The following is a 20,720-nucleotide window of genomic DNA, read 5'->3' as shown; positions in this document are numbered from 1 at the left end:
TGCTCTTTCGTTAAGCGAACAGGTGCTCCTGGTGAATGATTCATTTTCAAAGCGGAAAGACCACCTGTTTGATAAGCTTGAATATAGCCTTTTACCGTTTGAACGCTTCGGTTTAAAATAGGCGCAATCGCTTCCGCCCGGGTACCTTGCAAATATAAATATAGCGCCTGATAACGCTCGTACATGCGGCGATCTTTTGCTTTTTTCATCGCTTGCTTGACTTCTTCTAATTTTTGTGCGTTTTCCATCTTCATTCCCTGCCTGTCTGTTCATGTTTCATTACTTATTCGACAAGTAGGTATGAATTTCCTTACCATAGATTTCTAAGGTCTTTAGTTCAACTTATATAGTTATACCGAGGATGATTGTCATGCCGACAGTTACGCGTGTAATAGTTTTTGTCATATGATACATTTTGGAAGGAAGAGTCCGTCTGGCCTCCCCTTTACTCTCCCCTGTCATGCGTTCTGTTGCAATGATTGTTCATAGTCAGAACGAGCAGAGCTTTCGCCCGATCGTTGACGCCGATTTTGCCATAGATGACGCTAACGTAATTGCGGACAGTCCCCTCATGCATATACAGCGTCTTGGCAATCTGCTTGTTCGTTAGTCCCTGCACCATCAAGCGTGCAATTTCGGTTTCTCGCTCGGTCAGACGCGCTTCCTTTTGAACCAGTCGAACGGCGCAACCCTCAAGTTCCGCGGCTGCGGATAGCCTGCTCAAATTCGCCGCCAGCTTCGCGGCAATAGTGGCGGGCATCATCAGACGACCACAGGCGGCGTCGCGGATCGATTCGATCAATCGTTTGGCCTCCATATCCTTAAGCAGGTAACCGCTGGCTCCTTGTGCGAAGCCTTCCAATATGTACTTATCTTCGAGAAAGATGGACAACAGCAAAATGACCGTATCCGGCGACGCTTCCTTTATGCGCCGGGTACACTCGATTCCGTCCATGACCGGCATTTGGATATCCAACAGCACGATGTCCGGTTTCGATTCCCGTACGATGTCCAGCGCCTGAAGTCCGTCTTCTGCGGTACCGGTCACTTCCATATCCGGTTGCAGCTCCAGTATCGTCTGCAAACCGTCCCTCATAAGAGCCTGATCGTCAGCGATCACGATACGTATCGGCCTCATGCTTCACCCCTCCTGTCCGCGCTTGACGCGAATGCCAATTCGACGGTGATCGGGAATCGGAAGCACAGCTCCATTCCTTCGTCCGGCGCCTCCTGCAGCGACAAAACTCCATGCGCGAGCTCCGCCTGCTCCCTCAGCGCGCTAAGGCCGAAGCCGAACTGGACATCCGGCTGAACTACGCCGTTGTTGCGGAGCGAGAAGACGATGTGCCCGTCTCTGATTGTCAGCCGGAAGCGGAAGCTGGTGCTCCTTCCATGCCGGATGCCGTTCGTCAGCCCCTCCTGCAAGGCGTGATAAATCAGCTTGCTTTGATAAAAAGTTAGTTCCGGCAGCGGGTCGATCTTACAGTGAATCCGGACGCCAATATGGTTTTCCGTCTCTTGAACGAGCCGTTCGAGGTCCTTCCGCAGCTCGATCGTATCCTTCTTCTCCGCCAGCTGATGCACGGCGCTGCGGATTTCATCCAATCCCTTCCGTACGAGCTGCTGCGCCAGCTCCAGCTTATCCGAGGCGCGGGACGTGTCGATGTCAATCAGACATTTGCCCGCTTCCAATTGAACGACGGCTGCTGTCAGCGTATGTCCCACCACGTTGTGAATATCCCAGGCAATGCGGCTGCGTTCCTCCAGCAGCGAGATTTCCGTCATCGCTTCGTATGCCTGACGCATGGACGCCTGCAACTGCCGAGCCTGCTGTTCTAATTCCTGCGTGCGGTGGCACACCAATTGCTCCAGCGTTTCGTTATCGGCTGCGATCCGGCTTATATAGCGATACGTGCGGATCGAGGTATAGACCGTGCTGAACAGCTTTTGGCTCGTCAATTCCGTTTTTTCCTTATAGTCGCTTATATCGTAAGCGCGAATGACCGCGTGCTCGGGCGCTTGACCCGGTTGCCCGGTGCGCAGTATGATGCGTACCTGCTGATTGTCCAGCTCCTCGCGCACATACCGGACAAGTCGCAGCCCGGAGTCTTCCTGCTCCATTACCACATCGAGCATCACCACCGCCGTATCCGGATGATCGTTCAGCATGGTCATTGCTTCCGCGCCAGAGTAAGCGTTTAGGAAATGCAATTTCCGTCCTTCGAACGTATGATCGCCAAGCACCAGACGGGTCACCCGGTGAATATCCCGGTCGTCATCCACGATCAGGAATTTCCAATAACGAATTTCCGCTTCGCCTGCCGATTCAGATACAGGCGTATCGGCAGTCAGCTGCAGGAGATCGGACGGATCGAGTAGCATATCGTTCATACCATTTCCTCCAACGGAACGCTCTGCACCGGCAGCGCCATTTGAAAAGCCGTCCCGCAGCCTGTGACGCTGTCGCATATGATTGTCCCTCCCCAGGTTTGTACCACAAGATTATAAACGACACTGAGGCCGAGGCCAGTACCGCCTTGCCCGCGCTTCGTCGTCACAAACGGATCGAATATACGGGGCAGCAGCCGGGAATCGATTCCCTTGCCATCGTCTGAAAACGTGACCATGAGCGAATGGCCGTCAGATTCCGCCCGGATGATGATTGTTCCCTCCTGAGCAGAGTCGAAAGCATGCAGCTGCGAATTCAACACCAGATTCGTAATGATCTGGTAAAAAGCTCCGGGGTAACCGCACACCTCCAATGACTCTTCCATCTCCAGAACGATACGGTGACCGCCTTTTTTAAGCTTCGGAGACAAGCTTTGCAATATATCGCCGATGTACGCTTTCACCCGAAATGTTCGTGGCTCCTCGTCCGTCCGATCCGCCGCCACCTGCTTGAAGCTGGCGATGAGCTTCTCCGTGCGCTGCAAGTTACTGAGCAGAATGGACGCCGTTTCCTCACACTCCGCGAAATAGGTTTCCAGCTCCTTGCGTCCCAGTTGCCCGTGGCCGTACTTGTCCAGCAGCTCCCTGCTTCTGGCAGCCAAATGACTCGAAGCCGTGACGCCAATGCCGATCGGGCTGTTGATTTCATGCGCAACACCGGCCACCATGCCGCCCAAGGACGCGAGCTTCTCCGATTGGATGAGCCGGTTTTTCGCCTCGTGAAGTGTAGCGAGCGCTTCCTCAAGCAGCTCCGTCCGCTCCTTCACTTTCTGCTCCAGCGTCTGGTTCCAGCGTGTCAGCTGTAAGTGAAGCTTGATGCGGGCTAGGAGCTCCCGCTTGACAACAGGCTTCGTCACATAGTCGTTCGCCCCCGCGCCGAAACCTTCAAGCAAATCGGATTCCAGCGGCTTGGCGGTTAAGAATATAACCGGCAGCTCGCTGGCCGAATACCGCTCCCGGATGCGGGAGCATACTTCGAAGCCCGACATCTTAGGGAGCATCACGTCCAGCACCACAAGGTCCGGTTTGCGCTCGTCATTGATCAGACGTAGCGCTTCATTCGGATGGACTGCTCCCCATACGGCGTAGCCTTCCAGCGTCAAATGGTTGCGCAGCACTTGCAGATTGATCGGTTCGTCATCGACGATCAGGATGTGGGCCTGCGGCGAACCGGCCGTATCCGAAACCGCAATCGGTGCTGTCGCGTCCGGCTCTGCGCCCCGCAGCCGCATGGCTTCTGACTGTATTCGGCGAACCGGCCGTTCCTCTTCCAAGCCTTGGGGCGCAACGGCTTCCACCTGCCGCAGCGCCGCCGTCGTTCTCAACAAGTGCTGCTGCCGTAAAGGCGTCGGCAGCGTGAATATGATCCAAGTCCCGCCGCCAGGCGGCGATTCCACCCGGATCGTGCCTCCGTGAAGCTCCACCAGCTTTTTCGTTACGGCTAATCCCAATCCGGTTCCTTCGTGCGCAGATGCCTCCCCCTGCTCGTAAGCCCCAAATATGCGCTCGCGAAGCTCCTCATCAATGCCGATTCCGGTATCCGTTACTCTAATTTCCACTTCGTCCCTGACTGTCGTTGCGGTCACCGCGATGCTTCCGTCTTCCGTGAATTTGACCGCATTGCCGATTACATTATGTAAAATTTGCTGCATCCTATTCTCATCGGCAAGCACGGTCAGCCCCTCCGGTACTTCATTGATCAATGCTACCGTCTTCCCCCGCAGTAGCGGCTCGCTCAACCGCAACACCGCGTCGACTGCGCTGCGCAGATCGATTTCCGTCCTGTGCAAATTCAGCTCTTTATGCTTTAATTGCGCATAATCCAGCACGTCACCGACGAGCGTTGCCAACCGCCTGCCACTCGTAATAACGAGCTCCAAATTGCGGACGGCTTGCTCCGGCAGCTTGCCGGCCACCCCGTCTACGAGCGACTCCGAGAGCCCGATCATGCCATGCAGAGGAGTTCTGAGCTCATGAGACGTATGGGCCAAAAATTCGTCCTTCAGCTTATCCATCGCAAGCAGCCGGTTCGAGAGCTGTTCCACGTCCATGAAAGCGCGAACAAACTTGCCTGCCAGAATTAGCGACTGCATGACGATAAAGAGCAGCAAACCAAACGGCGTCAAGGACGCAAGGCTGCTGAATTCTGCAAGATACAGAATATCGTGTACGACCGCTCCGGATAAGCCGGCAAAGCCGATCATAAACACAAGCGCCCCCGATTGCCGGTCCCGTAAGGCCCGAATGAGCACATACAGGACATACACAATCAAAGCGCAGGTCAAAAGTTGAAACGGAATCAGCAGCCGATCATACAACTTTAGCGGAGTGAACAAGCAAAAGAGCGTAGCGCCTAACCCTGCCGCTTGGCAAGCAAGCACAACAGATTTGGCAAAATAACGCGGATACAAGCTGTGAACAAACCTGACAACGAGTACATTGCTGAAGAAAAAAACGGCGTAGGGGATTTTACAGAACCATTCCCAGTCCAGATTCGGAAACCAGTTGTAAATGTATCTATCGTTTACAAACAAAATGCGGACGGCGACAAGCAAAGAAAATAAACCCAAATACAACGCGGAGCGTTCGCTCCGCCGAAGTCCGTAGAGCACGAGATGATAGAGCGACATCATCGCGCAAGCGCCGAAGGCGATGAATATTCCTTCCATTGTGCGCCGGTAATGAGCTTCGATTTGTGCCGCGGTGCCAAGCTGTATGCTGGCCTGCAGCCCGCTTTTCGAAAAACTGTAGTTGGACATCTGCACGACAATTTCTAACTGTTTGCGGTCTGCGGCCACCTGAAACGGCGCGGTTTGCACGATCTGTCTGGCCACGGCGCTGCCAACTTCCTTGCTGACGATTCCGGCGGAAGCCAGAAGCTCACCATTCACCCAAACGCGATAAGCAGTGAAAATATTATTCACTTTGATCGCCAGCATCCGCTCGTTTGGAGGAATATCCACAAGAAGACGAAGTGAGGCGAAGCCGTCTACAGGCAGGACTTGCTCGCCAAGCGCTTTGCTGTTCCAATACCCCGGGGACATAAAATACGCTTCTGGCTTGGGCAAAGGCTCATCCCGGAACGATTCCGGCGTCAACAGCTTCGATCCGTAAAATTCCCATTCGCCGTTCAAGGCAACGATTCCACCCTGCTGCCAGTCCCATCCCGACAAGTCCATCCGCCCCGCCGCTGCCCGCGGCTCAAGGCCTTGCGACAAGTCCGATAGCTCCATACTGCATCCACTTAGCCCGGTCGCGATCAGGACAAGCAGTACGATAAGACGAACCGCTGCGGGTAGAACGCTGCCATCCTTGTCAGCGTACCGGGCCATTCTCTTAAACATCGGTCAGCAGCAGCAGTTCGTCACTCAGCTTGCAGCCAGAACACAGCGGCAAATCCGTCCGATTAGAGAAGTCGGCTGGCTGGTAGCTGTTAGACGGATGCGACCTGTCCATAATCCCGAGGTGCATATAGGTTTCCGCTACCAGCTCACTGCAAAATAAGCTAGACCCGCCTGCCTGAATGTGAAGCTTCCCTTCCAAATACTCCAAAGCCATCCGCTCCATCGACGGAAAAGACGCCTGATGTACTTCCTCAATAAACTGCTTCAGCTTAACCGTTAACCCATCGCTGCGCTGCGCTTCAAGCAAGCGGAACGCAAACAACGCATCGTGTCCGCCACTCACATCCGTAGCTATCCTCTCCCGTAACGATACGAGCATCGGTCCTGCTTTCTTGAGTCGCTTCAGCTCCACATCCGGCAGCGTCTGCATCGTCGTCGATTCCCACAGCAATAGCTCTTCCACGCCCGGAAGCTTGACTACCATGCCTACGTGTGACCATGGCGAGCGTTCAATCGCCTCGATCTGAAGCGCTTCCGGAAAGATCCCGTGGCAAAACAGCAAGTCCCCCGTTTGCAGCTTCCCTTGAAGATCATCATAGTTTACTCGGCGCTCGTTCATCATACGCTTGATATCCCTCCTTTTTCCATAGAAAGAATTAACTTACTGTTTTCATTGTATCAAAATCCGATTTGGAATTGCATAGTGTCTTTGGAATTTTATTGTATTGATCTGCGGCATTGTCACGCCGAGCCCCTTATAGTATCATAAATTTTATCGAATTCCGGTCTGTTAAAGGAGCTGCTGATCTTAATGAATGTCCATGAAGCCATCACGAACCATACCCGTAAACAAAACGCGCACTTGGAACGTTTTCTTGAACTGGAAAACGAACGGGAGGCTGCGATTGAGGAAGCGATCGCCTTGTGCAGCGCTGGCGAATCGTTCAGCGTCGATACCATTAACGCGGCGACGGACCGCATCAATCGGCACGCCCGGAACGGCATTTCCCCGACCCGGGTTCATGTCACCCCGGACATGGTGCGCGAAGCCGCCGATAAAAAGATGAAGTAAATCGCCCTTAAAGCCCGAATACTTTCGATGAATCGATAGGTATTCGGGCTTTTTGTGACCAGTTTTTTCCGCTCCTTGACATGAAACCTTTTGGTTTCATATAATACGGATGATCGCACCCACTCACATCGGAGGAATGAAATCATATGGAAAACAATACGCAAAATACGCTGCTGGAAATTCGCAGAACTGCCCTGCTCAAAGCGCCAATTCAAAAAGTATGGGACGCCGTTGCCACCTCGGAAGGCATTGCCGCGTGGTTTATGCCCAACGATTTTCAGCCTATTCTCGGTTATGAATTCCAATTGAACGCCGGCCCGTTCGGCATGTCCCCCTGCAAAGTAACGGAGCTTGATCCTCCGAATCGCCTTTCGTTCCGTTGGGGTAAAGATTGGACAATTGTGTTCGAACTGACGGAGAAGGAAGGACAGACGGAATTTACGCTTATTCACTCCGGCTGGGATGCCGACAAAGTTACCGAATTCGGTCAACCGCATCAAGCCGTTCGCGAAACAATGGACAAAGGCTGGGTCGGCATTGTGCAAAAGCTCGTTACCTTCGTCGAGGGCTGATATGGCCGCCCCTTCACGCAAGCCTGATGTCTTTCAGGCGATAGCCGACCCGACCCGACGCCAGCTGCTGAGCATGCTGGGAGAGCGGGAAATGCCCGTTACCGTGATCAGCTGCCACTTTCCGATGAGCCGGACGGCCGTATCCAAGCATCTGCGCATTTTGGCCGAGGCCGGGCTGGTCAAAGAAAGAAAAGTCGGCCGCGAAACGCGGTACCGGCTGGAGCCCGAGCCGCTGCTCGAATTGAAGCGGTGGCTGGCTTATTACGAAAGATACTGGGACAACAAGCTGCTGGCGCTGCAGCGTTTTGTCGAAGGCGACGAAACGGATGGAACGATATCCCTCATTACTCCGGATGAAGACGGTACCCGCTCGGCAGAATAAGGTTTCACAAGAAAGAGAGGCGCTTCCGCAGCCTCTCTTTGCTTTTTCGCAATGCCGTGTGAACTGGAATTAAGTGAGGATTTTACCATGAGTAGGGATGGTACCAGTAGCTAGGTATTCCATAGGTATAACCCAAAGGTACTCTAGGTGTATATGCCATAGGTGCTGTACATGCTAAATACCAAGGCTTTGTTTTATACTCCCTGCATGGTACCCTACACTCATCAGGATACCCTCCATCAGGTCCAGCTGTACAATCCGCCATACATTGTTCATAGGTGTATGGGACACGGATACAATTCTGCCTATACAATAAAAATCGCTCCTTATTCAATCTTAATTTTTCCGATATTATATTTGGTTATATACTTTTTAGGTGATTGTCTATGCGTAATTGGGCGAATGTGTATATTAGACACATAAGCTTGATACGACATGTGTTAAAATGTGGGAGTACTTTCCCATATTCGAATCTATGGAGGCGTGCCATGACGAATCATTCCGTTCCCGTAAGCATAGACGGCATATCATTCCAATTAAAAGAGCTTCATCCCTTCGAATGGCTGCAGAAGCTCGGCCGGGTATTTTGTGTCTTCGATCAGCAGGATTCGGGAAACCTGTCCTTCGGCATCGAACGAGAGGGCCGCAAGAAGTTCGTGAAGTATGCAGGAGCGCCGACCGTGGCCTACACCGGAACTCCTCAAGAGGCTATCATCCGATTAAAGCAGGCTCTCCCGCTTTATGAAGCCTTGAATCATCCCCATCTCATCACGCTGGAGGAGCATTTTGAAGTAGAGAACGGCTATGCGGCCGTATTCGACTGGTTTGACGGCGAATGTCTGCATTCGCATTGGTCCTTTCCCCCACCGCAAAAATACACGCATCCGGATTCTCCGTTTTTCCGTTTCCGGCAGCTGCCTGTCGAAGAACGGCTTCGTTCGTTGGACTGTATCTTTTCGTTTCACGTTCATGTAGAAGCAAGCGGTTATGTCGCTGTCGATTTTTATGACGGCAGCATCTTGTACGATTTCAAACAAGGCCTGACGGAAATTTGCGATATTGACTTGTACCGGAAAAAGCCCTTTATCAATACGATGGGCCGACTGTGGGGCTCCTCCCGCTTCATGTCGCCCGAAGAATTCGAGCTCGGCGCGGACATAGACGCACGAACCAATGTCTTTAACATGGGGGCCATCGCTTTCGGCCTGCTAGGCGGGGAACGGGATCGTTCTTACTTGAAGTGGGAGGCAGATGAGGAATTGTACGAAACGGCTCTGCGAGCGGTTCAGCCGGACCGGGATGAACGCTACGCTTCGGTTGCCGAGTTCTATGCAGCTTGGAATGCGGCCCGAAACATCAAGCCGTCCGGTATAGGCGGAAAATGCTAATATCCACATAGCCCTCGATATATCATGACACGCAAAAAAAGCCGCATTCAGCGGCTTTTAAACTTACAGCATCATACGACAGCGGCTACTTATTTTCGAGCAGCTCCCGCAGCTCCGGCACGACATTCGGCGGGTGTCCGCCGGTCAGCGCGGCGACGAGATTGCGCGCGGCGAGCATCGCCATATCGAGCCGCGTCTTGGCTGTGGCCGAACCGATATGCGGCAGCGTGACCACGTTCGGCATATGCAGCAGCGGATTGTCCGGGCTCGGGGGCTCCGGATCGAACACGTCAAGTCCCGCGCCCCGGATGAGTCCGGTTTGCAGGGCTTGAATCAGCGACGGTTCGTCCACCGTCTGCCCGCGGGAAGCGTTGATGAAGAACGCCGTCGACTTCATTATTTCGAAATGCTCCTGCCGGATCATGCCTTCCGTCTCCGGCGTCAGCGGCGTCATCATCACGACGAAGTCCGACTCCCGCAGCAGCTCGTCCAAGCTGCAATAGCGGGCGCCAAACCGTTCTTCCGCCTCCGGCTTCCGGCTGCGGTTATGATAAAGCAGGCTCATGCCGAAGCCGTCCACCGCACGCTTGGCAATCGCTTCGCCGATCCGGCCCATCCCGATGATGCCGAGCGTCTGATGGTGCACGTCCATGCCGAAGAAATATTCGTCGGTCAGCCCTTTGCCCCGCTGCCAGCGTCCCTGCTTCACGAACGCATCCAGCTCCGGGATACGCCGTGCCGCGGACAGCATAAGCGACAACACCAGGTCCGCAACCGTCTCGTCCAGCACGTGCGGCGTATTCGTTCCGATGACCCGGCGGGCTTTCATCACTTCCAGATCGAAGTGATTGTACCCAACCGAAATGCTGCTGACCGCCCGCAGCTTAGGGGCATGGTCCAGCAGCTCCCGGTTGATCGGACCCCCGGTCGTCAGCAGCCCCTCCACGTCGTGAAGCTCTGCGAGAAGCCCTTGTCGGGATGCGGCGCCTTGTCCGTCCCACATCCGGCACTCGCAATGCTGCTCCAGATAAGCAAGCGCAGGTTCCGGGATCGCTTTGGAAATATAAATTTTCGGTTTGCTCATCGAATCGGCTCCTCTCCGAACTTACGCCTGCGCCGCCGCTTGAACCGACTGCTCCTGCGGCGCAAGCACTTCGTTCAAGCTGCCCGAACGGTACCCTTTCAAGTCCATCGTCACGTAGGCGTAGCCGATCTCCTTCAGCTTTGCGTGAACCGTCTCGGCGACGGCCAGCACGTCGGCCAGCTCCGATGCGGGCACCTCGATCCGGGCCAGCGTATCATGCTGGCGCACGCGCACCTGGCGGAAACCGAGCTGAATCAGGAAGTCTTCCGCCCGGTCGATCATGGACAGCTTTTCCGCCGTGATCGCTTCCCCATATGGAATTCGCGAAGACAAACAGGCGAACGACGGCTTATCCCACGTGGCCAGCCCGAATTTGCGGGACAGATGGCGGATTTCCGATTTCTTGATACCTGCTTCCAGAAGCGGCGCGCGAACGCCCCGTTCATGGGCGGCCTGCAGTCCGGGACGGTGCTCCCCGAGGTCGTCGGCGATGGCGCCGAACACGACATGCTCGAAGCCGCGCGCATGGGCGATCGGAATCAAATGATCGAACAGCGAGTTTTTGCAAAAATAGCACCGGTTCGTCGGATTTTCCGCATACCCGGGAATATCCAGCTCGCTTGTGTGAATGACCTCATGCGGTGCGCCCAAGCTTCCAGCAAGCGCGATCGCCTCCAGCTTTTCCCGTTCGGGATACGTCTCCGAATCGGCCGTAATGGCAAGCACCCGGTCCTTGCCCATAAATTCAAGCGCCGCCTTGAGCAGAAAAGCGCTGTCCACCCCGCCGGAGAACGCGACGACGACTTTGTTCATCGACTGCAAAATTTCCCCAAGCTTGGCGTACTTGTGATCTATAACTTGCTCTATCGTTGCCATGGTCCAGCCTCCCTTTTGCGCAAGCCGCAGCGTCCGTCAATCTTGTTGCACACGTTTGCAATCTACGGCTATGTACCGCTTGATACCAGTCTATTATAGACCGTTTTTCCCTTCGGAAAAAGGGCTCAAAACCGAAATCAGTTCTTGACGAACTAAGTCCCGCCGGCGAGGCAGGGTTTGTTTGGGCGCAGAAGCCTAGAACTTCCCATAGATCATCTCCAGCAGATGCCTAATGGGAAGATGGATCTTAATGATCCACTCCAGTGGATTCGGAACTGGAAGATGACGCGCCTGGGCTATGCCGAGGGTGATGCCGATTAGCAAAAATAGGAGAGAAACGGTTAATTCCTTCCACTCCTTGCGTTTCCAGAAGCCGGGAAAATCAATCGCCATGACCGCGGCAGCCGCCGCTATGACCGTCAGTCCAAAAAGCATCGGAGACAACCGCCTTTCCTAGGAATGATTGGGCTTCATCCCCTTTGTTCGAAGCCAGCCGGCGAGCAGCAGGAAGACGGGAATGCCGATCCCGAAAGGAATGGAATAGGACATCCAATATTTCATGCTCCACTCGTCCATAAACGTTCTGTTCGGGTTGATGACCCGCCCCAGCAGAACCATCACGAAGCCAATCGGCAGCACAATCACCCTGTGGTCCCTGATACGACATAGCTTCGCAAAACCTTGGGTCGTTGCTGTCAAGAAGAGATAAGCTTTGAAATACAAGGTCGTGAGCCAGATGACTGTCACAACGATTTCAAAGCGCTCCAAGATGTTGACGATGCTGATTTTCTTGGCTAGCCTATAGGTCGGATAAGCATTCCTTAAGACCGTATCCGCGCCGAGCACGAGGATCGCGATGGTAGAGATCAGAATGATGGAGCCTCCTCCAATGACCGTTCCTGTATACAAGGACCGTACGGCAGCTTTCGGCTCCTGCACAAGCGGGAAGAACAACAGCAGCACAAATGCATCAAGATAAAAAGACACCAGTACCCGGCTTGCCTTAACGACGGGAAAAAAACCGCGGGCCAGTACGGGCTGGACATGATCCAAGTCGATATTCGGACTAAGAGCAATCATCATAAGTAGAAACAACACGACGATGCCGGGAAAGACGATCTCCGATGTACGGGCGGTCGCCTCTACTCCCAAACGCACGGCGATTACCAGAATGAACATGAACAGCGCGAGGATCACGTACACTGGAGTCCGGGGAAATACCTGACTGCTCATAAAATCACCGACCTCCATCAGCAGCAAGCATACATCGATAAAGCAAAAGGCTGCGAAATAAAGAAGCAGCACCTTGCCAACCCAGCGACCAGGCACACTTTCCATATAATCCAGAAATGGAACCCCGGGGTACCGGACAGCCAGCCTGGCGTACAGAAAAGCAACGGCTAGCATCTGGAGGACTGATAAGATCGAGGCTATCCAGACATCGCGCTCGGCATCCACGGTAAAATGAGCCGGCAGATATAAAATAGCGTCGCCCATCGTATACAAAGCGACAAGAATGGTAAACTGTCGAGGGGATATTTGTTCCTTCCTATGCATCGTCTCATCTCCATGTGACATGACTGTCGGCGTTCCTACTTATTCCAAATTCTCCAGGTAGCTCTTGTTCGTTTGGCCGCTGCTTCGGAGCTTGAACTTGACGCTGACCTCTACCGGCATACGGGGGAATAACTCCTCCCACTGCTTCTGGATGGTAACCCACTTTTTTGGAGCGGAGCGGTGGATTGCCTCACCGAATCCAAATACATCGGTGTTCAGATCTTTTTGGCTCTTCATCAGAGCACTGGTCAAGTATTGCTTGATTTTCTGCCCGGTCGCTTCCTCCAGTGACGCCAAGACGTCAGACTTTGAGACGTCTTTTGGGCACGCCAGTTCCTCGATATTTCCTTCTGCTTTCAGGTCGATAGAACCGCGGGGCTTGCCGGCATCGAGCTGCCCTTGGATACTAGCTTTGGCGTGCAGTATATTCACGGCCATCTCCCGCCTATTCCCGCAAGGCACATGGACCGCCGTATTTTGAATCTCATTGACCGCGAAGGCAAAGCCGATGCTTTCCTTCTCATTCAGCCAGCCCCTCAGCTTGTCCTTCTTGAAAACCGCCATTCCATTCAGCTCGATTTGCGCGGGAGCCAGACTGTTCTGGATATTCACGAGGCTTCGACCGACTTCACCGTCTCCGGCTAACCGAAGGCCGGGCAGCACTGCCGCAGTCGTCTTGCTCTGCATTTTCGAAATCAATTGATCAATGGAGATCTCCTGAAAAGCTCCCCAGTTCTTAGCCGCAGAGCGAATAGAGGAAAAGATGTTGTTGCCGGGGATTTTCTCGATCTGTGTCAGGGTACTTAACAGATTTACAACATCGCTGTCATGCGAGACTAAGATATTGAAGTCTGTCCGGAACCCTGCTGAACGGGAAAAAAGCTCCAGCGCTTCGCCAATCCCCTCCCTCGCCAGCGACTCGCTCAGGACGATAAACCGCAGGTGGGAGATGTAAATTTCTCTCGGCGAGACGGCGGTCATTTTTTTGAGCGCTTCAAAGACCGTTACGCCACTGGACTGGAAGACGGCAATCGGGGTGGTGGTGCCGGTGGTGCTTTTTTTGCTTATTTCCCCTGCGTTCTCGATCTGTACGGTGATGACATACCGTCCATCCGACTTCGTGATCCCGATACCGGAGGCAATCGCCAAATTATTCAGTTCCCTGTGGTCCCAGCAGCCTGTAAGCGGAAGCAGCAGGGCTACTAACAGAGGCAGCATCAGCATGGCTTTGGGGTTCATCATTTCACCTTTTGGGTTGTTGTGTCGTGGATCGCCGCGACCAGAGAGGGAGGCGGATCAGGCTATCCTTGATATCCTCTCGGCGAAGCGGAGCAATCGGCGACATATAAGGTACGCCGAAGGAGCGAAGACTGGACAAGTGAAGCAGCATCGCCATGACGGCCACATATAAGCCATACATGCCCATGAAAGCGGCAGCAGTCATAAAGGCGTACCGCAGCAGCCGGATAGGCACCGCAGCCTCAATTGAAGGAATGATAAAGTTGGAGATCGCCGTGCTTGATACAATAATGACCATGGCCGCTGACACGAATCCGGCTTCGACCGCCGCCTGACCCAATACGATTGCGCCGACGATCGAGATGGCCGATCCAACAGCCCGTGGCATTCGCACGCCGGCCTCGTTCAGCAGCTCGAAAGCTGCGATCATGATGAGCGCTTCAAAAAAAGCGGGAAACGGAACCCCTTCGCGCTGAGCCGACAAGCTGATCAGCAAGGACGGGGGCAGCACTTCTTGATGAAAGGTCGTGATGGCAATATACAAAGCAGGAGCCAGCAAGGAATAGAAATAAGAGACAAAACGCATCGGCCTCGTCAATATATAAGTCCACCGCTGGTAATGATCCTCCGCCGAATGCAGGAACGTATCGAACAGGCACGGAACCATCAGCACAAACGGACTGCCATCCACAAGAATGACGACCTTTCCTTCCAGTAGCCCGGCTACCGTCGTGTCAGGACGCTCCGTATTTAATACGGTGGGAAAAGGAGAATACTTGGAGTCCTGTATAAACTCTTCAATATAGGAACCTTCCAGCACCCCGTCCAGATTAATCCGCCCGATCCGCCGGAACACTTCTTGAACCACATCGCGATCCGCCGTATCCTTGAGATAAACGACTGACACCTTTGTCTGGGTAACATGGCCCAGCACCTGCTTAGTGACGATCAAATCTGCACTTGACAACCGTTTCCGGATCAGGGCAAGATTCGTCTGCAACGTTTCAGTGAAGCTTTCCTGGGGACCGCGGATCACCGTCTGGCTGGACGGCTTCTCAATCCCTCGGTCCTCAATATCCCCCGTATCTGCGGCGAAGCCGGTTTGCCAGCCGTCCAGCAATATGATCGCTTGACCTCTGAGGATTGAACCTATCAGGGACTGGATATCATGGACCAGCAGCAAGGAGGCTACAGGTAGCGGAAGCTGGGGGCAGTTGGATGAATCAGTCCAAGAGACATTCTCATAGTCGGCCATTCGGAACATAAGCGTATGTATAATACGTTCATTAATCTCGGCGATATTGACAAGCCCTTCGATAAATAGGACGGCTACACGCTTTTTTTCTCCCATATCAGCAGCAAATTCTCGGACGATCAGATCGGAGCTGTGATGAAGAGCGGCTAGTACAGCCTGCACATTTTCCTCTAAGTTCGGTGAAAGAGGTTTTTGGGAGTGGTTCACCGCCAGTATACCTCCTTAGGTTAATAGTACAAAGAGTGCCCCACAGACTCATTCTTTACTCTTCTCCCCCGCATGAACGACAAAAACAGCCTGTCCCGGTGCGGAACAGACTGCTCGCTTTACGTTTTATTCACTTAACAGCTTTTGAATGTCTTCCTCGATGACCGCCGGTTCCGTGCGCGCAGAGTACTGCTTGACGACCTCGCCTTGGCGGTTGACCAGAAACTTCACGAAGTTCCATTCGATATCTCCGGTCCGATAAGGCTCGGGTACGTTGGAGACCAAGTATCGGTAAAGCGGATGCGCGTGCTCTCCCTTGACGTCGATTTTGGCAAACAGCGGGAACGTCACGTTATAGCGCGTTTCGCAGAACTGTGCGATCTCGGCCTCCGTCCCGGGCTCCTGCCCGGCAAATTGGTTGCACGGAAAGCCGAGCACGACCAGACCTTGATCCTTATACGTTTCGTACAGCTTCTGAAGTCCTTCGTAATGCGGCGTTAAGCCGCAGGCGCTCGCCGTGTTGACGACCAGCAGCACGCTGCCCCGGTAGTCCGACAGCGGCTTGTCCGCTCCTTGAATCGTTGTGGCCGAAAAATCGTAAACCGACATGTCCCATCGCTCCTTTTTTTCCATTAATGCCCTTGATCTTTATTGTAGCACGAAGCGGTTTGGAATGAAAAATCCATGCGAATCCACACACAGCTCCAGGAGCTACGTACGGATCGCAGGCGAAGAATGATTTTCTATAATTTGTAAAATTAACTAAATTAATAATCCAAATTAGCCAGTTCGTAAATCGCTCTGGCATAAATGACGGTCGCTTTGAGCAAATCCTCGATCTCGATATATTCGTCCGTATGATGGGCGACGTTTTCTTTTCCCGGAAACAACGCGCCGAACGCGACGCCGTTATCCAAGAAGCTGGCATACGTACCTCCGCCCGTCGCGAGCAGTTCGGGCTCCAGCGAGGTTTCTTCATGGTAGATGGCCTGAAGCGCTGCAATCATCGGATGATCCTTTGCCACATGATGCGGCTTTTTCAGAATCGGCGGTTCCATGGCAAAACGGTACTTCCCGACTTTTTCGCGAATGGTCTCGACGTGCCGCAGCTCATCCGCCACAAGCGGAAACCTGATATTAAGGTACGCAAACGAAGGCTCCGACAAAGCCTCATACCGCATAATCCCCACATTCACCGTCAAAGGCCCCATAATCTCGTCTTCGCAATCGATCCCGATGCGCCGCCCCGCAGGATCGTCGTAAAAATATTCGTCCAGACAGGCGATAAAATGCTGCGCATCGGGCTGAAAATCGTACTCCCTCAGAAAATGAACAAGCTTGAGCCCGGCATTTACGCCTAACTGCGGCTCCATGCCGTGCGCCGCCTTCCCGTGCAATATCAAGACGAGCGTCCCGTCTTGAAAGGTAGCCGTCCCTTTCAAACGATTTCCACTGCAATAATCGTTAAATTGACCGGCCATGGCCGTGAGAAGCGAAAGCTCTCCGGTCACCGCAGCTTCCGCCGATTCGGGAACCATATTCGCCGCACTCCCGGAATGGAAGGAAACCAGTTCCATTCTCCCTTGTCCTGTCTCTACTTGCTCGCCTGTATCGCCGCTCTTTTGCAGGACGATTCTCGTATTGATCTGCCCCTTTTCCGCATGAATGATCGGAAAATCCGCATCCGGCGCGAACCCGGCTACCGGCATCTTCTCGACGCGACGGTAATACTCCATGCAGCTCATTGTATGCTCCTCGTCCGTGCCGAAGATGATCCGTACCCGATGTTTCAGCGGAAGGCCCAGCGCCTTGACGATTTTCATCGCATAAAACGCCGCCATCGTCGGCCCTTTGTCGTCGATCGCTCCGCGCGCGTACAATTTTCCGTCGCGGACCTCCGGTTCAAATGGCGGAGAGGTCCATGGTCCGGGAGCCGGGACCACATCAAGATGACACAGCACTCCGATATAATCGGCGCTCTCGGCCGGACCGTACTCCGCATAGCCCGCATAGCCGTCCAAGTTACATGTCCGCCACTGTTCGCGCTCGGCCAGCCCCAGCATCAACTCCAACGCCCGGGCGATCTCCCGCCCCATCGGCTTGCCCGCTTCGCCGGTGCTTACATCTTTGACGCTCGGGATTTTGAGCAGCTCCGCAAGGTCACCCAGCAGCGCTTCTTTCCTTGCCCACACTTCCTCGGTCCAGTTGATGGATTTCACCTTTACCTCTTCCCCTTTCATGGTCTTGCGCCCTGCAAACCATTCATCGCGCAGCGCTTCCGGCCACACCTTGCGGCGGCTGAATACGCGGTGCCCGCTCGTCCAACAGCCAGCAAGCGGCCTGATGGGTTCCCGTGATCGCCGTCGTTCTCGGCGGCAAGGCCCGGCACACTTCCATAACATAAGGACACCGGGCGGCAAAAGCGCACCCGGCCGGCATATGGATCAGATCGGGCGGCGTTCCGGGGATGCTCAACAGCGCTTCGGTATGCTCGTGGATTTTCGGCATGGAGGAGAGCAGGCCCCAAGTATACGGATGCTTAGGGTCAACAAAGATTTCGTCCGCCGTTCCGGTCTCGACAATTTGCCCGGCATACATGACGGCCACCCGGTGAGCGATGTTGGCGACGACTCCCAAATCATGCGTAATCAGAATGATGGACGTCCCCTTTTCCCGCTGCAGCTCCTTCAATAAGTCCAAAATTTGCGCTTGAATCGTCACGTCCAGCGCTGTGGTAGGCTCATCCGCAATCAGCACCTTCGGATTGCAGGCAAGCGCAATGGCAATCACCACACGCTGCCGCATGCCGCCGGAAAATTGGTGCGGGTATTGCTTCATCCGCACTTGCGGGTTAGGGACGCCAACCTGCCTTAGCAGCTCCAGCGCGATCTCCGCCGCTTCCGATTTGCCGAGCTTCCGGTGCTGCCTTAAGCCTTCCATGAGCTGACTTCCTACCGTCATCGTCGGATTGAGAGACGTCATCGGGTCTTGGAAGATCATCGAAATTTCGGCCCCGCGAATGTCCCGCATTTGCTTATCCGAGCGCTTCATCAAGTCTTCACCTTCTAACAAAAGCTTCCCATTCTTAATCTTCCCATACGGATGCGGCAGCAAACGCATGATGCCTTTGGACGTAACCGACTTCCCCGAGCCCGATTCCCCGACGATGGCCAAAGTCTCCCCTTTTGCCAGGTCGAAGCTGACCCCGCGGACGGCTTGAATTTCCCCCTTGTAGGTTTGGAACGAAATTTCCAGGTCCTTGACTTCCAGAATTTTCTCCATCCTTGTATCGCTCCTTGTTCTCTCGTTCAACAGGTCCATGACATGACGCTTCAGGCTATTTGCGCATTCTGGGGTCCAGCGCATCCCGCAATCCGTCGGCCAATATATTGAAGCCCACCATAATCGCAATAATGATCAAAGCCGGAAACAACAGCAAATAGTAGTTCGTGTTCAGCGATTGATACCCCGTATTGATGAGCACGCCGAGCGAAGCCATAGGCTCCTGCAGCCCCAGACCGATAAAGCTGAGGAACGCCTCCGTAAATATCGCCGAAGGAATCGTAAACATCGTATTGATGACAATGACTCCGATCGTGTTCGGAACCAGATGTGTCAAGATCAGGCGCGTGTTGCTTGCCCCCAGCGTGCGGGCAGCCAGCACGAATTCCTGCTCTTTTAGCTTCAAAATTTGCGCTCGTACCAAGCGGGCCATGTTGACCCAGCCGGTAATGACCATCGCCACAATGATTGTGAAAATGCCCGGCTTCATCGCCATCATCAGCAGAATGACGACAATCAGACTCGGCACGCTGACCAAAATCTCGATGATCCGCTGCATGATCGTATCCGTTCTGCCGCCAAGCAGCGCCGAGACGGCCCCGTACGCGACGCCGATGCACAGATCCAGCGCCGCTGCCAGCAGAGCGATAATCAGCGAGATGCGCGTTCCCTGCCAAATTCTGACCCACTGGTCGCGTCCGAATTTATCCGTGCCGAGCCAATGATCGGCGTTCGGCCCTTGGTAAGCGGCGCTGTAATTCGTATCGAAGTACGTATAATGGCTCATCCAAGGGCCAACCACCGCCAAGAGACCGAGCAGAAGAAGAAGGTACAGACTGACGAGCGCTCCGCGGTTTTGGCGCAGCCGCCGCCAGCTTTCCTGAAACGCGTTTAAGGGAGGACCAGATACATTCTCGCTCTCTTGAGGATCGACGGTGGTCGGGACGAACAAGCGGTCCAGCTCTCGCGATTCGTAGTTCAGCATAGTCACTTCTCCCCTCCCGCCAGACGGATTCTCGGGTCAATGACCCGGTACAGCAGATCGACGATCAGCACAATCAGCACAAAAAACGCGCTGTAAAAAATCGTCACACCCATAATCGTGGTATAATCGTTCATTTTGATGGCATCGACAAACAGACTGCCGATCCCCGGCACGCTAAATATGCTTTCAATGACCAGCGAGCCGGTCAGAATGTTCACGGTAATGGGACCCAGAATCGTAATGACGGGAATCAGCGCATTGCGGATCGCATGCTTCCATACGATGGCGAACGGGCTAAGCCCTTTGGCTTTCGCCAGCACGATATAGTCCTGCTGCAGCACTTCCAGCATTTCGTTGCGGATAAACCGGGCGATCAGCGCGATGACGATCAGCGATAACGCAATGGAGGGCATGACGGAGCTGGAGTAGCTTTTCCAAAAAGCGACCGGCAGCAGTCCCCACTTCATCCCGACATAATATTGCAGCAATGCGGCAAAGACGAAGTTGGGAATCGACACGCCGATCACCGCAATGAACATCGCGAACGCATCCCACACCGTATTATGGCGGAGCGCTGCGACCACTCCGAGGATCAGACCGAGCGCAACGCCGAGCACAATCGCCTGGACGCCGATAAGCGCGGACGGAACAAGTCGGTTCAAAATAATGTCCAGCACCGGCCGGCCTTTATAAAAAAAGGAAGTGCCCAAGTCGGCCCGCGCCAAATTACCCATATAATGCACATATTGCTTCCACACCGGCTGATCCAGGCTGTATTTGGCATAGATCTCCGCTTTCGCCGCAGCCGGCAGCAAAGCCAATTTTTCTTCGTCAAACGGCGACCCCGGCAGCTGCTTCATGAGAAAAAACGTCAGCGTCGCAATGATCCACAGCGTGATCAAGATGTACACAGCCCGAATGGCGATATATTTTTTCATTCCTGCACCTCTTTGTACCGTTCTTCACACCTTCACGCCACGTCGGCCTACAGTAAAGGAGAGAAAGAACCCACTTTCTCTCCTAATCCTC

General features: G+C 53.9%; 20 protein-coding genes. 4 read left to right on the top strand and 16 right to left on the bottom strand.

All coding sequences use genetic code 11. The features are described from left to right. From BLO51_RS14450 to BLO51_RS14430, 5 genes are all read right to left on the bottom strand, one after another. A partial coding sequence (locus BLO51_RS14450) for a helix-turn-helix domain-containing protein (protein WP_167670208.1) occupies window positions 1–248 on the bottom strand: 248 nt, incomplete at its 3' end. Between the two features lie 197 nt (window positions 249–445). Beyond that, entirely contained in the window at window positions 446–1,138 is a 693-nt protein-coding gene (locus tag BLO51_RS14445) for a response regulator (protein WP_090672904.1), read from the bottom strand. Continuing rightward, window positions 1,135–2,391 carry an ATP-binding response regulator gene (locus tag BLO51_RS14440; RefSeq protein ID WP_090672902.1) on the bottom strand — a complete coding sequence of 419 codons (1,257 nt, stop codon included), beginning with the start codon at window positions 2,389–2,391 and terminating at the stop codon, window positions 1,135–1,137. The genes BLO51_RS14445 and BLO51_RS14440 overlap by 4 nt, the downstream gene beginning before the upstream one ends. Beyond that, a complete protein-coding gene (locus BLO51_RS14435; RefSeq protein ID WP_090672900.1) occupies window positions 2,388–5,792 on the bottom strand; it encodes an ATP-binding protein in 3,405 nt (1,134 codons plus the stop codon). The genes BLO51_RS14440 and BLO51_RS14435 overlap by 4 nt, the downstream gene beginning before the upstream one ends. Further along, window positions 5,785–6,414 carry a C40 family peptidase gene (locus BLO51_RS14430; protein WP_090672898.1) on the bottom strand — a complete coding sequence of 210 codons (630 nt, stop codon included), beginning with the start codon at window positions 6,412–6,414 and terminating at the stop codon, window positions 5,785–5,787. The genes BLO51_RS14435 and BLO51_RS14430 overlap by 8 nt, the downstream gene beginning before the upstream one ends. A gap of 189 nt (window positions 6,415–6,603) precedes the next feature. Here BLO51_RS14430 and BLO51_RS14425 point away from each other — a divergent pair, with 189 nt between their 5' ends. The 4 genes from BLO51_RS14425 (at window position 6,604) to BLO51_RS14410 (ending at window position 9,206) form a co-directional block, all read left to right on the top strand. Continuing rightward, window positions 6,604–6,864, top strand: coding sequence for a YpbS family protein (locus BLO51_RS14425; RefSeq protein ID WP_090672897.1), 261 nt, complete (start codon window positions 6,604–6,606; stop codon window positions 6,862–6,864). Between the two features lie 146 nt (window positions 6,865–7,010). Beyond that, the gene (locus tag BLO51_RS14420) at window positions 7,011–7,436 is read left to right on the top strand and encodes an SRPBCC family protein (protein WP_090672895.1); all 426 of its coding nucleotides are present in this window, start codon (window positions 7,011–7,013) and stop codon (window positions 7,434–7,436) included. A 1-nt stretch (window position 7,437) separates the two neighbouring features. Beyond that, the gene (locus BLO51_RS14415; protein ID WP_090672893.1) at window positions 7,438–7,818 is read left to right on the top strand and encodes an ArsR/SmtB family transcription factor; all 381 of its coding nucleotides are present in this window, start codon (window positions 7,438–7,440) and stop codon (window positions 7,816–7,818) included. Between the two features lie 488 nt (window positions 7,819–8,306). Next, window positions 8,307–9,206 (top strand): serine/threonine-protein kinase, encoded by a 900-nt coding sequence (locus BLO51_RS14410; protein WP_090672891.1) that lies wholly within the window; start codon window positions 8,307–8,309, stop codon window positions 9,204–9,206. A gap of 85 nt (window positions 9,207–9,291) precedes the next feature. Here BLO51_RS14410 and BLO51_RS14405 read toward each other — a convergent pair whose 3' ends face one another. The 11 genes from BLO51_RS14405 to BLO51_RS14355 all read right to left on the bottom strand — a co-directional run bounded on the left by BLO51_RS14405 (window position 9,292) and on the right by BLO51_RS14355 (window position 20,629). Further along, window positions 9,292–10,290, bottom strand: coding sequence for a 2-hydroxyacid dehydrogenase (locus BLO51_RS14405; RefSeq protein WP_090672889.1), 999 nt, complete (start codon window positions 10,288–10,290; stop codon window positions 9,292–9,294). A 21-nt stretch (window positions 10,291–10,311) separates the two neighbouring features. After that, window positions 10,312–11,166 (bottom strand): ATP-dependent sacrificial sulfur transferase LarE, encoded by an 855-nt coding sequence (gene larE, locus BLO51_RS14400; RefSeq protein ID WP_090672887.1) that lies wholly within the window; start codon window positions 11,164–11,166, stop codon window positions 10,312–10,314. Between the two features lie 195 nt (window positions 11,167–11,361). Then, complete coding sequence (locus tag BLO51_RS14395) at window positions 11,362–11,601, bottom strand: hypothetical protein (protein WP_090672885.1); 240 nt, start codon at window positions 11,599–11,601, stop codon at window positions 11,362–11,364. A gap of 18 nt (window positions 11,602–11,619) precedes the next feature. Continuing rightward, the gene (locus tag BLO51_RS14390) at window positions 11,620–12,723 is read right to left on the bottom strand and encodes a GerAB/ArcD/ProY family transporter (protein ID WP_167670206.1); all 1,104 of its coding nucleotides are present in this window, start codon (window positions 12,721–12,723) and stop codon (window positions 11,620–11,622) included. A 39-nt stretch (window positions 12,724–12,762) separates the two neighbouring features. Beyond that, window positions 12,763–13,965 (bottom strand): Ger(x)C family spore germination protein, encoded by a 1,203-nt coding sequence (locus BLO51_RS14385; protein WP_090672881.1) that lies wholly within the window; start codon window positions 13,963–13,965, stop codon window positions 12,763–12,765. A gap of 1 nt (window position 13,966) precedes the next feature. Further along, window positions 13,967–15,424 (bottom strand): spore germination protein, encoded by a 1,458-nt coding sequence (locus BLO51_RS14380; protein ID WP_167670205.1) that lies wholly within the window; start codon window positions 15,422–15,424, stop codon window positions 13,967–13,969. 126 nt (window positions 15,425–15,550) lie between these two features. Then, window positions 15,551–16,033: a glutathione peroxidase gene (locus tag BLO51_RS14375; RefSeq protein WP_090672877.1), complete on the bottom strand. Its 483-nt coding sequence runs from the start codon at window positions 16,031–16,033 to the stop codon at window positions 15,551–15,553. Between the two features lie 158 nt (window positions 16,034–16,191). Continuing rightward, window positions 16,192–17,643 (bottom strand): dipeptidase PepV, encoded by a 1,452-nt coding sequence (gene pepV, locus BLO51_RS14370; protein WP_090672920.1) that lies wholly within the window; start codon window positions 17,641–17,643, stop codon window positions 16,192–16,194. A gap of 43 nt (window positions 17,644–17,686) precedes the next feature. Next, window positions 17,687–18,706 (bottom strand): ABC transporter ATP-binding protein, encoded by a 1,020-nt coding sequence (locus BLO51_RS14365; protein ID WP_090672875.1) that lies wholly within the window; start codon window positions 18,704–18,706, stop codon window positions 17,687–17,689. Between the two features lie 55 nt (window positions 18,707–18,761). Then, complete coding sequence (locus tag BLO51_RS14360) at window positions 18,762–19,691, bottom strand: ABC transporter permease (protein ID WP_090672873.1); 930 nt, start codon at window positions 19,689–19,691, stop codon at window positions 18,762–18,764. Window positions 19,692–19,693: 2 nt separating this feature from the next. After that, window positions 19,694–20,629, bottom strand: a complete 936-nt coding sequence (locus tag BLO51_RS14355) for an ABC transporter permease (RefSeq protein ID WP_090672871.1) — start codon at window positions 20,627–20,629, stop codon at window positions 19,694–19,696. Between the last annotated feature and the right edge of the window lie 91 nt (window positions 20,630–20,720).

It is taken from the genome of Paenibacillus tianmuensis (assembly GCF_900100345.1).
GTDB lineage: Bacteria > Bacillota > Bacilli > Paenibacillales > NBRC-103111 > Paenibacillus_G > Paenibacillus_G tianmuensis.
The sequence above is the reverse complement of the archived record's forward strand: the minus strand, read 5'-3'. Positions and strand labels throughout refer to the sequence as shown.

What these genes read in the sequence shown, in the direction of transcription:
- BLO51_RS14385 (WP_090672881.1), bottom strand. Translation starts at nt 13,965, where the DNA reads ATGATGAACCCCAAAGCCATGCTGATGCTGCCTCTGTTAGTAGCCCTG.
- BLO51_RS14390 (WP_167670206.1), bottom strand. Translation starts at nt 12,723, where the DNA reads ATGCATAGGAAGGAACAAATATCCCCTCGACAGTTTACCATTCTTGTC.
- BLO51_RS14445 (WP_090672904.1), bottom strand. Translation starts at nt 1,138, where the DNA reads ATGAGGCCGATACGTATCGTGATCGCTGACGATCAGGCTCTTATGAGG.
- BLO51_RS14405 (WP_090672889.1), bottom strand. Translation starts at nt 10,290, where the DNA reads ATGAGCAAACCGAAAATTTATATTTCCAAAGCGATCCCGGAACCTGCG.
- BLO51_RS14420 (WP_090672895.1), top strand. Translation starts at nt 7,011, where the DNA reads ATGGAAAACAATACGCAAAATACGCTGCTGGAAATTCGCAGAACTGCC.
- larE (WP_090672887.1), bottom strand. Translation starts at nt 11,166, where the DNA reads ATGGCAACGATAGAGCAAGTTATAGATCACAAGTACGCCAAGCTTGGG.
- BLO51_RS14360 (WP_090672873.1), bottom strand. Translation starts at nt 19,691, where the DNA reads ATGCTGAACTACGAATCGCGAGAGCTGGACCGCTTGTTCGTCCCGACC.
- BLO51_RS14415 (WP_090672893.1), top strand. Translation starts at nt 7,438, where the DNA reads ATGGCCGCCCCTTCACGCAAGCCTGATGTCTTTCAGGCGATAGCCGAC.
- BLO51_RS14375 (WP_090672877.1), bottom strand. Translation starts at nt 16,033, where the DNA reads ATGTCGGTTTACGATTTTTCGGCCACAACGATTCAAGGAGCGGACAAG.
- BLO51_RS14395 (WP_090672885.1), bottom strand. Translation starts at nt 11,601, where the DNA reads ATGCTTTTTGGACTGACGGTCATAGCGGCGGCTGCCGCGGTCATGGCG.
- BLO51_RS14365 (WP_090672875.1), bottom strand. Translation starts at nt 18,706, where the DNA reads ATGGAGAAAATTCTGGAAGTCAAGGACCTGGAAATTTCGTTCCAAACC.
- BLO51_RS14425 (WP_090672897.1), top strand. Translation starts at nt 6,604, where the DNA reads ATGAATGTCCATGAAGCCATCACGAACCATACCCGTAAACAAAACGCG.
- BLO51_RS14440 (WP_090672902.1), bottom strand. Translation starts at nt 2,391, where the DNA reads ATGAACGATATGCTACTCGATCCGTCCGATCTCCTGCAGCTGACTGCC.
- BLO51_RS14410 (WP_090672891.1), top strand. Translation starts at nt 8,307, where the DNA reads ATGACGAATCATTCCGTTCCCGTAAGCATAGACGGCATATCATTCCAA.
- BLO51_RS14430 (WP_090672898.1), bottom strand. Translation starts at nt 6,414, where the DNA reads ATGATGAACGAGCGCCGAGTAAACTATGATGATCTTCAAGGGAAGCTG.
- BLO51_RS14435 (WP_090672900.1), bottom strand. Translation starts at nt 5,792, where the DNA reads ATGTTTAAGAGAATGGCCCGGTACGCTGACAAGGATGGCAGCGTTCTA.
- BLO51_RS14355 (WP_090672871.1), bottom strand. Translation starts at nt 20,629, where the DNA reads ATGAAAAAATATATCGCCATTCGGGCTGTGTACATCTTGATCACGCTG.